The organism is endosymbiont of Riftia pachyptila (vent Ph05), from assembly GCF_000224455.1.
GTDB lineage: Bacteria > Pseudomonadota > Gammaproteobacteria > Chromatiales > Chromatiaceae > Endoriftia > Endoriftia persephonae.
The window spans coordinates 1-15,763 of the sequence record NZ_AFOC01000016.1 but is presented as its reverse complement, the minus strand read 5'-3'; the positions used below and the strand labels follow the sequence as shown (position 1 = coordinate 15,763).

The following is a 15,763-nucleotide window of genomic DNA, read 5'->3' as shown; positions in this document are numbered from 1 at the left end:
AGGCGTCAAATCAGGACCACATCGAAGTGTTCCTGGCCATAGAGTACTTCCGCCTGTAGTCTGATCGGTCGTCCAATGAACTGCTCCAGCTCCGCCAGATGGCTCGCCTCCTCGTCGAGCAGCCGGTCGATCACCTCCTGAGAGGCGAGCACCAGTAGCGACTCCACATCGAACTGCCGCGCCTCGCGCAGAATCTCGCGAAAGATCTCGTAACAGATCGTCTCCGCGGTCTTGGTCGAACCACGTCCGGCACAGCAGGGGCAGGGCTGGCAGAGGATGTGCTCGAGGGACTCACGGGTGCGCTTACGGGTCATCTCCACCAGTCCCAGGGAGGAGACCTCGGTGATGTGGGTGCGCGCATGATCGTGGGAGAGACAGCGTTCCAACGCCCGCAGTACCTGACGGCGATGCTCCGGGTCGGTCATGTCGATAAAGTCGATGATGATGATGCCGCCCAAGTTGCGCAGCCGTAGCTGGCGGCAGATCGCCTGGGCCGCCTCCAGGTTGGTCTTGAAGATGGTCTCCTCGAGGTTGCGATGGCCGACAAAGGCGCCGGTATTGACATCGATGGTGGTCATCGCCTCGGTCTGGTCGATCACCAGATGCCCGCCCGACTTGAGCTGCACCTTACGCTCCAGCGCCTTCTGGATCTCATCCTCCACGCCGTAGAGCTCGAACACCGGACGCTCGCCAGGATAGTATTCGACCTGCCGCTTGATCTCCGGGATGAACTGCTGCACAAACTCGATCGCCTTGCCGTGCGTCGAGCGGGAGTCGATGCGCACCTTCTCCACATCGGGCCCGACCAGATCACGCAGCGAGCGCAGCGCCAGCGGCAGATCCTCATGCACCAGTTCGACGCCCTGGACGTTGCGCACCCGCTCCTGGATCGAGGCCCACAGCCGCGAGAGAAAACGCATGTCGGCCTGCAACGCCTCGCTGGAGGCCCCCTCCGCCGCGGTGCGGGCAATGAAGCCGCCTTGCCGTTCCTCGTCCGGCAAGGCGCTGAGCTGCTCGCGCAAGCGGGCGCGCTCCGCCTCATCCTCGATCTTCTGGGAGATGCCAACAGTACCCAGTGAGGGCATGAAGACCAGATAGCGGGATGGGATCGAGATGTTGGTGGTGAGGCGCGCGCCCTTGGTACCAAGTGGGTCCTTTAGCACCTGCACGATGACCGGCTGCCCCTCCCGCAGCAGCTCGCTGATCGACTCATAACGCGACTCGCCGTTACCATTGCCTCTGCCACCATTGGCATGGTTAATGTCGGAGGCGTGCAGAAAGGCGGCGCGCTCCAGGCCGATATCAACAAACGCCGCCTGCATGCCCGGCAGCACTCGGCACACCTTGCCTTTATAGATGTTGCCGACCAGCCCCCGATTGCCGGTGCGCTCGATGATGATTTCCTGCACCACGCCGTTTTCGATCACCGCCACGCGGGTCTCAGGGGGTGTCACATTGATCAGGATCTCTTCACTCATATTCAGACACTACCCGTTACTATTATTGTTGCCCAACAGAGGCAGCGCTGCTTGCCGCAGCAGCTCACCGGTCTCATGGAGCGGTAGCCCCATCACCCCGGAGTAGCTACCCTGCAGCTCGGTGATAAACAGTGCGGCCAGGCCCTGGATCCCGTAGGCCCCGGCCTTATCCAGCGGCTCGCCGGTCTCCCAATAGGCCTCAATCTCTGACAGCGCCAACGCGCGGAAGGTCACCCGGCTCTGGCTGAGCATCGCCTGTTCGCCCCGCGCATCGGCCAACGCCACCCCGCTGAGGACCAGGTGACTGCGCGCCGAGAGCCGCTGCAACATGGCGATGCCATCGGCTCGGTCGACCGGCTTGCCAAGGATCTGCCCATCGACGATCACTGCCGTGTCGGCAGCCAATACCGGCAGCTCCAGCTGCTGGCCCTGGGCGCGGCGCGCCGCAACCACCTTCTGCCGCGCCAGACGCAACACATACGCTTGCGGGGCCTCGTCGGCCAACGGTGTCTCGTCGATCTCCACATCGATCTGTTCAAAATCGACGCCGATCTGCCGCAGCAGTTCCGCGCGCCGTGGTGAGCGGGAGGCGAGAATAATCTGCGCTGCCGCCACCCTAGGGCCTATTCACACTAAGAAAATCACCGCAACGGTGGCCATTTTTTCGCAAGACAAAGCACCGCGAATGCCGTGTGGTTAGTCTGCACAAATGAGTGGTAACGCCGAATTGCGGAAAAATGGCCCCGTCCCTTCGGGTTGCGCCTGAAATCAGGCCAGGCATTGCTCGTCGCTCATTTAGTCTCACTAAACTTCTCTCCTTGCGCCTTGCCTGGCCTGATTTCAGGTGGCAACGCGACGATTTTCTTAGTGTGAACAGGCCCTAATCAAGCCCGGTGGTAGGGGTGGTTGCGCAACAGGCTCCAGCCGCGGTAGAGCTGCTCTGCCAGCAGCACCCGCACCAACGGATGGGGCAGGGTCAGGGCGGAGAGCGACCAGCGTTGCTCGGCACACGCCTGACATGCCGGCGCCAACCCCTCCGGACCGCCCACCAGCAGCGCCAGATCCCGGCCATCGGCCATCCAACGCTCCATCTGCTGCGACAGCGCCTCGGTGCTCCAGCTACGCCCCCCCACTTCCAGCGCCACCACCCGGCACCCCTTGGGGATCGCCTTCAGCATGCGCTCACCCTCATCTCTCAAGGTGCGGCGAATATCCGCCCCCTTGCCGCGGTGGCCTGGGGCGATCTCCACCAGTTTGAGCGCACACTCGCCCGGCAGGCGGCGAGCATACTCCTGGTAACCCTCATCCACCCAACGGGGCATGCGGTTGCCCACAGCGATCAAATAAATATTCATGGCGGACCCTATTCTATTGGAGTTGCTCGCTTTGATCCGGAGTTTTTGCCCATTTTCCGCCCCGAAACCTTGAAATGGCAGGGACACTGCCAGCACCGGACGCAACTTTGGAGCTAGCCGATCTCAGCCAGCAGACCCTCCATCATCCCCGCCGCCTGTCCCAGATAACCACCACCAAACATGTTGAGATGGTTGAGGATGTGGTAGAGGTTGTAGAGGCGCTTGCGCACCGGATAGCCTGGATCGAGGGGCCAGGCCTCCTGATAGGCGGCGTAAAAATCCCGGCTGAACCCGCCAAACAGCCCAGTCATCGCCAGATCCGCCTCACGATCACCGTAGTAGACCGCTGGATCGAAGATCACCGGATTGCCTGCCTGATCGTAGGCGAGGTTGCCGCCCCACAGGTCGCCATGCAGCAGGGAGGGGACCGGGGCATGCTCGATCAGCACCGGAAACTGCTCCAGCAGACGTTCGCCCAGCGGCTGCAGGACCCGACCGTAGCCGTTCTGCTCCGCCAGCTGAAGTTGAAAGCCGAGGCGCTGCGCCCGCCAGAAATGGATCCAGTCGTGGTGCGGGGCATTCTGCTGCGGGGTGGAGCCGATGGTGTTGTCCCTGATCCAGCCGAAGCGGGCATCGCTGCAGCGATGCATCTGCGCCAGCTGACGCCCGGCTAGGGCGGCACTACTGCCGCCAGCATGGCCCATCTCGATATATTCCAATACCAGATAAGCCTGCCCAGAGGCGACGCCGTGACAGATCGGGCGCGGCACCCGAAGCGTATCGCTGGCTGCCAGCGCCTGCAGACCGTCAGCCTCCGCCTCGAACATGGCGATCAGGGAGGCGCTATTGAGTTTGAGAAAAAAGCTGCGCTCGCCGTCGCGCAGCCGTTGCGTAGTGTTGATACAGCCTCCGCCGATACCATTCGGCGGCAGCGGATCGAAGGCTTCACCTGTGACCTGGGCGATCTGTTCTGCAATCTGCTGCCAGGCTGACATCAATCACCTCAAAAGTGCGGATTAAAGATGAAAAAACCACCACGGAGCACTTTTTGTGCTCCTCGCTGGCAGCGAAGCATATTCCCACAGGGGTCATAAGTTGTCTAACAACAACAAGATAGGGAACGCAGCCGAATACGCCTTGAGGATCGGATGAGGGTGTTTATTCACACGCCATTCCACAACAGCCTCGCATTTGTCAATAGATTGACGCATACTGCGATTGGTCGATCTATCTCATTGATATTTATGGATTTAACACTTTTGACCAATAATCGAGCAATTTCCCGAAAGCCTTTGTTTTCGCGACCTTAGGAGTTTTTCACAGAGAAAATCCACAACTTTATCCACAGGAAGTGTGGATAAGCGTCCTCTCGACACTCAAGCGTGGCGAGGTTTTTTGGCGAAAAAACAACAGGCCATGCTAGGCTCCGCCTCATGCAACCTCAGCGCTTTCTCCGCGTCGTCCTGCCCGGTCCGCTCGATCAGAGCTTCGACTATCTCCCGCCAGACCCTGCCCCCTTCCAGGCGCAACCTGGGGTGCGTCTTCTGGTGCCATTTGGCCGCCAAAAGCGCTGCGCCATCCTGCTTGAGAACAGCAGCGAATCGGCGGTCGACCACTCACGGCTGAAGCCCGCCCTGCAACAGCTTGACGAGAGCCCCCTGCTGCTGGAGCCGGATCTCAAGCTGCTGCGCTGGGCCGCCAGCTACTACCAGCACCCATTGGGCGATGTGATCTTTCACGCCCTGCCAAGCCGCTTGCGCAGCGGCCGCAGTATCCAACGCGCTCAACCGGAGGGTTGGCGAATCTCCGCACTGGGAGAGCAGCAAGATCCCGACTTACTCACTCGGGCACCACGTCAGCGGCAACTGCTAAAGCTGTTTGCTGCACATCCCGCAGGGCTTAGCAGAGAGCAGCTGAAGCGGCAGTTCGGTGAGGCGCTCTCGGCATTGCGCAGCCTGCAGCAGAAGGCCTGGATCGAACCCTGCACCCTGCATCCCACGCAGCCGCCAGACACTCCAATCAGCGGCCCAACGCTCACCTCCTATCAACAGCAGGCGGTGGAGAGGGTCAGCAGCGCCTTCGGGGGGTTTCAGGCCTTTCTGCTCGATGGGGTCACCGGCAGCGGCAAGACAGAGGTCTATCTCAAACTGATCGAACAGCTGCTCACCGGGGATGGCCAGGTGCTGGTGCTGGTGCCAGAGATCGGCCTCACGCCGCAGCTGACACGCCGCTTCGAGCGACGCCTTGGATGTCGCATCACCCGCCTCCACTCCGCTCTCTCCGAGGGCGAGCGGGAGGAGGGCTGGCACGCCGCACGGCTCGGCGAGAGCCAGCTGATCATCGGCACTCGCTCGGCGATCTTCGTCCCGCTGCCCCGGCTGCGCCTGATCATCGTCGACGAGGAGCACGATCTTTCACTCAAGCAGCAGGAGGGGTTCCGCTACTCCGCCCGGGATCTGGCCGTAGTACGGGCACAGCAGAACAACTGTCCGCTGCTGCTGGGCTCCGCCACCCCCTCCCTGGAGAGCCTGCAAAATGTCGAGCTGGGACGCTATCAACAGCTGTCACTGCCGACCCGCGCCGGCAGCGCGCAGTTGCCTGAGATCCGCCTGCTCGACACCAGCCGCATCAGGCTCGAGGCCGGCCTCTCGCCCCAGCTGATCGAGCAGATCGCAGCGACACTCGAACAGGGCAATCAGGCGATGCTGTTTCTCAATCGGCGTGGCTTCGCCCCGGTGATCACCTGCCATGCCTGTGGCTGGATCTCCGATTGTCCGCGCTGTGATGCCCGCATGACCCTACACAAGTCATCCAACCTGCTCTGGTGTCACCACTGCGGTCATCAACATCGCCAGCCAGCCCACTGCCCCGACTGCGGCAGCAGCGAGCTACGCCCACTGGGGCAGGGCACAGAGCGCATCGAAGATCTCCTGCAGAGACGTTTTCCCGAGGTTGCACTGGCGCGCATCGACCGTGACTCAACTCGCCGCAAGGGCAGCCTGGAGCACTATCTCAAGGCGATCCGGCGGGGCGACTATCCGTTGCTGATCGGCACCCAGATGTTGGCTAAAGGGCACCACTTTCCGAACGTCGCACTAGTCGGGATCATTGATGTGGACCAGGGGCTGTTCAGCGCCGACTATCGTGCTCCCGAGCGCACCGCCCAGCTGATCATCCAGGTCGCGGGCCGCGCCGGTCGCGGCGACCACCCAGGACGGGTGTTGATCCAGACCCGTTACCCGGACCATCCACTGCTGCAGACGCTGGTGCAGCAAGGCTATGCCGCGTTTGCCCGGGAGGCGCTGCAAGAGCGCCAGCTGGCACAGCTACCGCCGTTCAGCCACCAGGCACTGCTACGCGCTGAGGCGAATCAGGCCGAGCTGCCGCTCGCTTTTCTACAGCGTGCGGCCGAACTGGAGCGACAGGCAGCACAGAGCCGAGGCATCGAGCTGTGGGGGCCGGTACCCGCGCCGATGGAGCGGCGCGCCGGCCGCACTCGCGCCCAGCTGCTGATCCAGGCGGGCGAGCGTCGTCTGCTGCAGGGGTGGCTGAGCGGCTGGCTGAAGCAGCTCCGCGATCTCCCCGAAGCCAGGCGGGTACGCTGGTCGATCGATGTGGATCCGCAGGAGATGCTCTGACCACCCACCAAGCGCACATCTCAAACACCATTCAAGGGTACTACTCAAGAAAAAGCCCCATCAGACGCCAATGATTGGCAACTTCTGCTTCATCTCCAGCGAAAACGGGACCTCCTGATGCCATTCAATCTCCATAGCCTGAAAACCCGCATGATCCTGTTGCTAAGCCTCGGCGCTATACTTATCGGAGTGGCGACAACGTACGGTTTTTTTACCCTTTCACATGTGCTCAACGCCTACGATCACGCCATCAGTGTGCAGTTCAGAAATGAACGTGAGGCACTGCTTCTGCAGTCCGATTTCAAAAAACAGGTGCAGGAGTGGAAAAACGTACTGCTGCGCGGCCACCAGTCCGACTCCATGAGTAAATACTGGGGCCGGTTTGAGGCATTGGAGAAACAGATCAGCGAACGCGCCCACAAGCTCGCCAAATCGTTACAAAATCCACAGGCCCAGCGCCTGATCCAGGCCTTTATTGAAGACCATCAAGCCCTCCGCTCCACCTATCGAAATGGCCTTGCACAATTCAAGGCAACTGGCTTCGACCCCAAGGCGGGCGACATGGCAGTCAAGGGGATAGACAGGCCTCCCACCAACCGACTGATAGAGGCCGCCAAACTGATCGCAGCCGATGCACAGGACAAGACCCAGACGCTCAAGGCGGATGGAGAGTCGGCCATGGTCTGGAGCCTGATTTTATCTGGAATCACCACCGCTATGGTCGCGATTGCAATGCTCCTGATCATCCAGCAGACCGTCGTCAGACCAACCCGGCAGCTCTCTATCTGTCTGCAACGTTTTGCCAGTGGCGACTTCACCCCCGTCACCATCGAGCCGCGTAATGACGAGTTTGGCGATCTGGCAACCTCCGCGTCTGAGTTGCGCACGCAGATGGGAAATCTGATTAGCCAGGTCCACAGCTCCATCAGCGAACTCTCTGACTCTGCTAGCCAACTCTCTCAAGCCACCCGTGAGTCTGGCGAGGGCATGCAACGTCAGCAGGCGAAAACCGCCCAGGTCGCCCAGGCGATGGATCAGATGGCAGTCAGTGTGCAGCAGGTTGCGACCAGCGCCGTCAACGCAGCCGAGGCGGCACGTCAGGCCAACAGTGCCGTCGACGAAGGCAGAAATGTTGTCGAGAAATCCATCCAATGCATCAGTGGACTCGCCTCCGAAGTTGAATCTGCCTCTGCGGTAATCCACCGACTGGAAACGGATGCAGGCAATATTGGCTCTGTGCTCGACGTGATCAAGGGAATCGCTGAACAGACCAACCTGCTGGCCCTGAATGCCGCTATCGAAGCGGCTCGGGCAGGCGAGCAGGGACGGGGCTTTGCGGTAGTGGCGGATGAGGTGCGCACCCTAGCGGGACGTACGCAGGAGTCCACCAGCGAGATCCAGGCGATGATCGAACAACTGCAGAACGGCACCAGCGAGGCAGTACGAGTCATGGAAGAGAGCCGCGAAAGAGCAGAACAGAGTGTCGATCAGGCCGCCCGCACCGGCGAATCCCTGACAGCGATCGCCGACTCGGTCCACTCGATAACCGAGATGAACAACCAGATCGCCACCAGTGCCGAACAGCAGAGCATTGCGACCAACGAGATCCACCAACACATCAGCTCCATCAATCAGGTGGCCGAACAGAGCGCGCGCATTGCTCAGGAGACCGCCCGCTCTGGCGCAGGATTGGTAGGGGTGGCGCAACGGCTCGAGACCCTGACGACAAACTTCAGGACCTGAATCCACCGCCTCATCTGGCGTTATGGATCTGCCTGTCATCGCCTCGCAGCTCTTCTTGCAGATCATAGCGCTGGGTGAAGATCTGCTCGATCTCGCCCACCTCGATCACTCTACGCTGTTGCAAATAGGCGGTGCATTGCGAGGTGCGGACCACCTTTTCTTTTTTCATCTCATCTGGGTGTGAGTAACTTAGGGAGCCCCTGATCAAGTCTGGACAGCAAACTGGCGACGCTTCACTGCACCCTTTTTTATCCATTCGCACCCGACCAGTTTAAGAATACGCTGCCGCTGCCGACCATATGAGGTGCATAAACCTGTGGGGCGGGGAGGAGCGTTGCCATGAGAAAAAGCCTGTTTTGGGGACTCTTTTTTCCGATTCTAGGTGTCTTCGCCATTGGACTGGCACTGGTCACTTGGTACATCCCGATATTGGTAAAACAGAATGCCGAAATGGAAGCCCTGGCGGTGGCCAAGACCATGGTCAACCAGTTCAAGACCCTGCGCAGCTACTACACCCGCAACGTAATCGGAAAGGTAGTGGGCAAGGGCGGACTCAATGCCTCCATCAATCACCACAGCGAGTCCGATAGCATTCCCCTGCCCGCCACCATGATCCACGACCTCAGCGCCCTGCTGAAAGACCAGGGCACCCAAATCAAACTCTACTCGGCTTTCCCCTTTCCCAACCGGAAGAGCCGCACCCTGGATAGTTTCCAACGGGATGCCTGGGAGCGCTTGATCAAGACCCCTGACACACCGGTCACACGCACCGAACAACGGGGCGACCGTACATTCGTCCGGGTCGGCATCGCCGATCTCATGGTTGCCGACGCCTGTGTTGCCTGCCACAACTCCCATCCGGACACCCCGAAAAACGACTGGCGCAAGGGCGATGTCCGCGGCGTGCTCGAGATCGAGATGCCCATCGACGAGCAACTCGCCAACGGTGCCCGCATTAGCAACTACCTGACGCTCACACTGCTCCTGCTGGCCACGGTTATGCTCGGTACCCTCTACTTGGTGTATCGCGCCACCATCGGCAACAAGCTCGAAGCCGTGATCGACGCATTGCAGGAGATCGCCGCCGGTGATGGCGATCTGAGCCGACGACTCGACACCGAAGGTGAACACGAAACAGCTCGCATCGGGCAGGCATTCAATCTCTTTGTGGAAAAGCTGCAGCACACCGTCGGCAACATCACCTCTCTCGGCGACCAGCTTACCGGCAGTGCGCAGCAGTTGGCAGATGTCAGCCGGACCAGCAGCGCCACCTTGGCACAACAGGAACAGGAGACGGTCCAGGTGGCCAATGCAGTTGAGCAGATGTCCATGGCCACCCAGGAAATTGCCCGCAGTGCTACCAGCGCCGCCGATGCAACGGACGACACGCTTAACGCGACCCGAGCCGGGCAGGATCTGATGCAGAAAAACATGCAGGTAACGCAACAATTGTCACAAGAGATTCAGCAAGCGACCGAAGCACTCTACCAACTGACGACCGATAGTAAAGAGATCGGTAGTGTGCTGGCAGTCATTCGCAGTATTGCCGAACAAACCAATCTACTGGCCCTGAACGCTGCTATCGAAGCGGCACGGGCCGGCGACCAGGGCCGGGGGTTTGCAGTGGTGGCGGACGAGGTGCGGACCCTGGCCGGCCGCACCCAGGAGTCCACAGAGGAGATCCAGCAGATGACCACCCGCCTACAGGAGGCGACCGGCGCCACGGTACAGGCTATGGACAAGAGCCGTTCCAGCGCTGACGCCACACTTGCCCTGGCCGGCGAAGTTGCCGATCACCTGACCCATATCACGGAATCGGTGGAAACCATCACCAGCCTGAACACCCAGGTCGCTGCCGCCTCCGAACAGCAGGGCCAGATGGTGGGCGCGGTCAACCGGAGCCTCACCGGGATCAGCCAATTGTCCCAGACCTCGGCTAAAAACGCCTGCCAGGTCGACGCCGAGGTGAATACACTGCACCAGCTGACCAATCAGCTGAAAGAACTGACCAACCATTTCAAACTTTGACCGAAACACGCGGTGGCCAGCGATATTACCGGCCACCAGAATCCGGTTTTGTGTCGCCCCGCCACACCTCATTCCTGCTATTATTGATCGTTTGATCTCAAAGGGTTCGGGGCCGTGATCGACTCCACGAGAGGGACCGACAAAACGCCGCCCTCCACCGCTCCGTCCCCGGGTCGACTCCGACCCCTTTCATACAGACAGGAAGAAGATGAAGCACCAGATCCAGCAGTTGGTCTCCACCGCCTTGGCACAACTCGCCAACCATGGCGTGATCCCCGCCGACGCAGTGCCCTCCCCCACCATCGAGCGCGCGCGCGATCCCCGCCATGGCGACTTCGCCACCAACGTCGCGCTGGTGCTGGCCAAGCCCGCCCGCAGTAAGCCCCGGGATCTGGCGGAGAAGCTGATGGCTGCCCTGCCCGCCTCGGCAATGATCGAAAAGACCGAGATCGCCGGGCCCGGCTTTATTAACTTTTACCTCAGCGCCGACGCCTATCACGCCCTGGTGCCGGCAATCCTGGAGCAGGGACCGGACTACGGTCGCAGCGACTTGGGCCAGGGCAAGAGGGTGCAGGTGGAATTCGTCTCCGCCAACCCAACCGGCCCACTGCACGTCGGCCACGGCCGCGGCGCCGCCTACGGCTCGGTGGTAGCGGATCTGCTCGCTGCAGTCGGTTTCGACGTGCATCGCGAATACTATGTCAACGATGCCGGCCGGCAGATGGATATCCTCGGCACCTCGGTCTGGCTGCGCTACCTGGAACTCTGCGATGAGCAGCTGACCTTCCCCTCGAATGGTTACAAAGGCGACTACGTCTGGGACATCGCTGCCACCCTGCACCGGGATCACGGCGAGACATACAAGCAGAGCGCCGACGACGTGTTTGCCGATATCCCCGCCGACGAACCCGACGGCGGCGACAAAGAAACGCATATCGATGCCCTGATCGCCCGCGCCAAACAGCTGTTGGGCGACAACCGCTACCGTTTCGTCTTCGAACTGGGGCTCAACACCATCCTTGACGACATCCGTGACGACCTCTCGCTGTTCGGCGTCAACTACGACGAGTGGTACTCCGAACGCAGCCTTACCGAGTCCGGCGCAGTGAATAAGGCGATCGAGCGCCTGCGTGGTTCCGGTCACGTCTATGAAAAGAACGGCGCACTCTGGTTCAAGTCCACCGACTACGGCGACGAAAAGGACCGGGTGGTGGTGCGGGACAACGGCCAGACCACCTACTTCGCCTCCGACATCGCCTACCACATGGACAAGCTGGAGCGCGGCTTCGAGCGGGTAATCGATATCTGGGGCGCCGACCACCACGGCTATGTGCCGCGAGTGAAGGCTGCGATGCAGGCAGTGGGGGATGACCCCAGCAAGCTCGACGTACTGCTGGTGCAGTTCGCGATCCTCTACCGGGGCGGTGAGAAGGCCCAGATGTCGACCCGCTCCGGCGAGTTCGTCACCCTGCGCGAGCTGCGCAAAGAGGTGGGGACCGACGCTGCGCGCTTCTTCTACGTGATGCGTAAGTGCGAGCAGCACCTCGACTTCGACCTGGATCTGGCCAAGTCCCAGTCTAGCGACAACCCGGTCTACTATGTGCAGTACGCCCATGCCCGGGTCTGCAGTGTGCTGAAGCAGGCCGCCGACAAGGAGATCTCTGTCGAGCCCAGCGCCGGCACCGAGAACCTGGAGCGGCTCAGCGAGGCTCACGAGCAGGCCCTGCTCAGCAGCCTCTCCCGCTACCCGGAGGTGGTGGAGACGGCGGCTCTCAACGAGGAGCCTCACCTACTGACCCACTATCTGCGGGAGCTGGCCAACGACTTCCACACCTACTACAACGCCCACAAGTTCCTGATCGAGGACGAGGCACTGCGTGACGCCCGTATCAAGCTGATCCTGGCGGCACGCCAGGTACTGCGCAACGGACTCAACCTGCTGGGAGTCTCGGCTCCAGAGAGCATGTAGACGATGGCGGACTTCAAGCATCGGGCCACTCCCAAGGAGCGGAAAAGGTCAGAGCGAAGCTGTGGACTCTGGTTCTTCTCCGGCCTGATCAGTGGCGCCTTCGTGATGGGGCTGGTATGGCTGCAGTATGGTCCGCAGATGGCGGCCGGGCAGATCCCTGGGGTTAGCAAGCAACCGGTCGCCGAGCCCAGATCAGCACCAGCGAAGCCGCCAGAGACACCCAAACCCCACTTCGATTTCTACACCATCCTGCCGGAGATGGAGGTGTTGATCCCGGAGGAGGAGATCAACGCCCCGGAGCCCGCACCTGCGGCCATACCACCCCCAGTGCAGAAGGCGCATGTTGAAACGCGCCCAGTGGCAAAAGACAAAAGCGCCTACATCCTGCAGATGGGTTCATTTCGCAAGTTCGCCGACGCCGACCGGATGAAAGCACGACTGGCGCTGATCGGCATCGAGGCAGAGATCCAGCGGGTCAGCATCAACAACAATCAGACCTACCACCGGGTGCGTAGTCGCCCCTACCCGAACCGTCAGGCGCTCAATCACGACCTGGCGCTGGCGCGACAGAATCAGATCAAGACCCTGATAATCAAGCTGAAACGTTAGCGCTGCGCCGCGGGCGACGCAGGCACCTCATTGTGAAGGGCAGCCTGGATTGAAACGGATCGGCTCGGCAGCCGGCCGATCCGCCGCATCCTTCCAAAGATAGAGCTCAGTGGTAGCCGGATCACACTTGCTGCAGCTCGAACCGCAGGCCGCCTGCGCACTAAGCCGTTCCACCTTGCCCTTGCGAATCCACTGCTCCAGCATGCCACGCGCCGCATCCGGCTCAATATCGAAATGCAGCGCAATGTCGGCCAGGCTCGCCTGCCGACGCTGCTTCAGATAGGTCTTGATCTCGGCGAGGATCATGCCCGTACCCGCCGCAACAGCGCCCTCAGATCCCGTCGCGCCCAGATCCGCAGGCCGCCAATCACCATCGCCACCAGCAACAACAGTGAGCTGATCCAGGCGATCGAACTGGCAGGGTGCAGCGAATAGCTGGCGATCTGATAGAAGAGGCTGGCACTGACATAGGCGACACCCGTGGTCCAGGCCGCAACAAAAGCGGCCCAGGCACTGCCCGCCTCACGTACGATCGCGCCGATAGTCGCCACGCAGGGAAAGTAGAGCAGAATGAACAGCAGATAGGCGAAGGCTCCAGCCTGGCCATCGAAGCGGGCCGCCATCGCGCCGAATACATCCACCTCCACCTCCTGCTTCTGCGCTGCTCCACGGGCATCGCTCAGGTCGCCCACTTGCAGGCCGAGCGGATCAAGCAGCTGATTCTTCACCTCGCCCAGGTTCTCCGGCACTGTGGCGGCGGCCTCAGCGATCGCCGCCCAGAAGTCGAACGGCTCCCCGCCGCCAGTATCCCCCGCCTCCTGCCGAGCCAGGCTAGTGTAGATCGAGTCGAGGGTGCCCACCACCGCCTCCTTCGCCAGCACGCCGGTGAATATACCCACCGTGGCTGGCCAGTTCTCCTGCTCGATCCCCATTGGTGAAAACAGCGGGGTGAGCGTCTTGCTGACTGCCGAGAGGGCCGAGTGCTCACTATCCTCGTTGCCGAATGAACCGTCGGTGCCCAAGGAATTGAGCACGTTGATCGCCAGCACCATCAGCACAATCACCCGCCCCGCCTCTTTGATGAAGAGGCGTACCCGATCCCAGGTGCGGAGCGCCACACCCTTGAGGGTCGGCAGATGGTAGGGGGGCAACTCCATCATGAAGCCAGTGCTCTCACCGGAGAGCAGGGTCTTCTTCATGATCAGGCCGGTGAGAATCGCAACAACTATGCCGATCAGGTAGAGGCCGAACACCAGGTTCTGGCCGTTGTCCGGGAAAAAGGCGGTGGCGAACAGCACATAGACCGGTAGCCGTGCGCCACAGGACATGAAGGGATTCATCAGGATGGTGAGCTTGCGCTCGCGCTCGTTCTCCAGGGTGCGGGTTGCCATCACCGCCGGTACATTGCAGCCAAAGCCGACGATTAACGGCACAAAGGCCTTGCCCGGCAGGCCGATGGAACGCATGAAACGATCCATGACAAACGCAGCGCGCGCCATGTAGCCGGTATCCTCCACCACCGAAAGGAACAGGTAGAGGGCGGCGATGATCGGAATAAAGGTTGCCACCACTTGGATGCCGCCGCCAGCGCCATCGCGAGCACCACCACCAGCCACTCGGGCAGCCCGAGCTGGCTCAACCAGTGGCCCAGGCCATCGACGAAGATGGCACCGGCAATGCCATCGAAGAAGTCGATAAAGGCCCCGCCGATGTTGATCGCGAAGAGGAACATCAGGTACATCACCGCAAGAAAAACCGGGATGCCCAGGATGCGGCTCAATACGACCCGGTCGATGCGATCACTCAGAGTCTTGCCAACCCGGCCCTGCTCCTTCAAGACCGTCTGCGACAGCGCGTGGGCATGACCGTAACGGCTGTCGGCAATATGGATGTCGGTCTCTTCACCGGCGCGCTGCTCAATCGCCTGCTGCCATTCGGCGACCTTTTGTGTCAGTGCATCATCCGCCTGATCGAGGGCGAAGCTGTCTCCTTCCAACATCTTCAGCAGCAGCCAGCGCCGCTTGGCGGTCTTATGTTGGTCGAGCATCAGGGGATCAAGATCGCTCAGCGCCTGCTCCACTGCCTCATCATGAGCCAGCGCAAAGCCACCACTCAGCTCGCCCCGGCGTAGCTGTGTCACCCCCTGCTTGAGCTGCTCCAGACCTTCACCGCTGACCGCAACGATCGGTATCACTGGACAGCCGGTCTCCTCACTCAACTTTTCGGTATCGATGCAGATACCGCGCTTGCGCGCCACATCCATCATGTTGAGCGCAATCAGCACCGGCACGCCCATCTCGAGCATCTGCACGGTGAAGTAGAGGTTACGCTCCAGGTTGGAGGCGTCGATGATATTGACGATCAGGTCGGCATCGCCAGACAACAGGTAGTCCCGCGTGACCTGTTCATCCAGGGTGGTGGCGTCCAGCGAATAGATGCCTGGCAGGTCAATGACGCTGACCTCCTCGCCATCGAGACTGAAGCGCCCCTCCTTACGATCCACTGTCACGCCGGGCCAATTGCCGGTCTTCTGACGGATCCCGGTCAGGGCGTTGAAGAGGGCTGATTTGCCGCAGTTGGGATTGCCCGCCAACGCGATAGTCAACCGAGACTCGCCCCCAGAGCGGGGTTTGCTCCGCCCGTCACCACATTCACTACAGCCCATCGCTCAGTTCCAGCCCTTCTCAGTCGGCATCCAGAGGCGCCATCATCAGCTTATCGGCGATGCCACTTCCCAGCGCCACCCGGATACCCCCGTTTGCCACCACGACACCCCGCCCACGTTGCTGTAATACCGATATCTCGGCGCCCAACGGCAGACCCAGGCTGATCAGGCGACGCAACAGCTGCCGGCCTCCCTCGACACGTTTGATCCTGGCGCGCGCCCCCACCGGCAGCGAGGCTAGGCTAATCGATTGATTGTCACACTCTCTCTCAACCATC

General features: G+C 61.1%; 12 protein-coding genes and 1 pseudogene. 5 read left to right on the top strand and 8 right to left on the bottom strand.

What is annotated here, in order from left to right; all coding sequences use genetic code 11:
* Positions 1–5 precede the first annotated feature (5 nt).
* The 4 genes from rng to RIFP1SYM_RS03995 form a co-directional block, all read right to left on the bottom strand.
* A complete protein-coding gene (gene rng / locus RIFP1SYM_RS04010) occupies positions 6–1,478 on the bottom strand; it encodes a ribonuclease G (RefSeq protein WP_005959845.1) in 1,473 nt (490 codons plus the stop codon).
* A gap of 9 nt (positions 1,479–1,487) precedes the next feature.
* Positions 1,488–2,093, bottom strand: a complete 606-nt coding sequence (locus RIFP1SYM_RS04005; protein ID WP_005959844.1) for a Maf family protein — start codon at positions 2,091–2,093, stop codon at positions 1,488–1,490.
* Positions 2,094–2,362: 269 nt separating this feature from the next.
* Complete coding sequence (rlmH, locus tag RIFP1SYM_RS04000; RefSeq protein WP_006474648.1) at positions 2,363–2,833, bottom strand: 23S rRNA (pseudouridine(1915)-N(3))-methyltransferase RlmH; 471 nt, start codon at positions 2,831–2,833, stop codon at positions 2,363–2,365.
* 113 nt (positions 2,834–2,946) lie between these two features.
* Positions 2,947–3,828, bottom strand: coding sequence for a fructosamine kinase family protein (locus RIFP1SYM_RS03995; RefSeq protein ID WP_006474646.1), 882 nt, complete (start codon positions 3,826–3,828; stop codon positions 2,947–2,949).
* Positions 3,829–4,266: 438 nt separating this feature from the next.
* On the opposite strand from RIFP1SYM_RS03995, the gene RIFP1SYM_RS03990 reads away from it, so the two are divergent.
* The gene (locus RIFP1SYM_RS03990) at positions 4,267–6,471 is read left to right on the top strand and encodes a primosomal protein N' (RefSeq protein ID WP_039959696.1); all 2,205 of its coding nucleotides are present in this window, start codon (positions 4,267–4,269) and stop codon (positions 6,469–6,471) included.
* Positions 6,472–6,588: 117 nt separating this feature from the next.
* Positions 6,589–8,214 (top strand): methyl-accepting chemotaxis protein, encoded by a 1,626-nt coding sequence (locus RIFP1SYM_RS03985; protein WP_005959840.1) that lies wholly within the window; start codon positions 6,589–6,591, stop codon positions 8,212–8,214.
* Between the two features lie 10 nt (positions 8,215–8,224).
* On the opposite strand, the gene RIFP1SYM_RS17850 is transcribed toward RIFP1SYM_RS03985, so the two are convergent.
* Positions 8,225–8,383, bottom strand: a complete 159-nt coding sequence (locus RIFP1SYM_RS17850) for a hypothetical protein (RefSeq protein WP_006474643.1) — start codon at positions 8,381–8,383, stop codon at positions 8,225–8,227.
* 170 nt (positions 8,384–8,553) lie between these two features.
* On the opposite strand from RIFP1SYM_RS17850, the gene RIFP1SYM_RS03980 reads away from it, so the two are divergent.
* The 3 genes from RIFP1SYM_RS03980 to RIFP1SYM_RS03970 all read left to right on the top strand — a co-directional run bounded on the left by RIFP1SYM_RS03980 (position 8,554) and on the right by RIFP1SYM_RS03970 (position 12,820).
* Complete coding sequence (locus RIFP1SYM_RS03980; RefSeq protein WP_005959838.1) at positions 8,554–10,242, top strand: methyl-accepting chemotaxis protein; 1,689 nt, start codon at positions 8,554–8,556, stop codon at positions 10,240–10,242.
* A 208-nt stretch (positions 10,243–10,450) separates the two neighbouring features.
* Positions 10,451–12,211 carry an arginine--tRNA ligase gene (gene argS / locus RIFP1SYM_RS03975; protein ID WP_005959837.1) on the top strand — a complete coding sequence of 587 codons (1,761 nt, stop codon included), beginning with the start codon at positions 10,451–10,453 and terminating at the stop codon, positions 12,209–12,211.
* Positions 12,212–12,214: 3 nt separating this feature from the next.
* Positions 12,215–12,820 (top strand): SPOR domain-containing protein, encoded by a 606-nt coding sequence (locus RIFP1SYM_RS03970; RefSeq protein ID WP_005959836.1) that lies wholly within the window; start codon positions 12,215–12,217, stop codon positions 12,818–12,820.
* Between the two features lie 27 nt (positions 12,821–12,847).
* Here RIFP1SYM_RS03970 and RIFP1SYM_RS03965 read toward each other — a convergent pair whose 3' ends face one another.
* From RIFP1SYM_RS03965 to RIFP1SYM_RS03955, 3 genes and pseudogenes are all read right to left on the bottom strand, one after another.
* A complete protein-coding gene (locus tag RIFP1SYM_RS03965; RefSeq protein ID WP_005959835.1) occupies positions 12,848–13,126 on the bottom strand; it encodes a FeoC-like transcriptional regulator in 279 nt (92 codons plus the stop codon).
* A pseudogene (gene feoB, locus RIFP1SYM_RS03960) lies at positions 13,123–15,485 on the bottom strand (Fe(2+) transporter permease subunit FeoB). The gene RIFP1SYM_RS03965 and the pseudogene feoB overlap by 4 nt, the downstream one beginning before the upstream one ends.
* Positions 15,486–15,504: 19 nt before the next feature.
* Entirely contained in the window at positions 15,505–15,762 is a 258-nt protein-coding gene (locus tag RIFP1SYM_RS03955) for a FeoA family protein (RefSeq protein ID WP_005959832.1), read from the bottom strand.
* Between the last annotated feature and the right edge of the window lies 1 nt (position 15,763).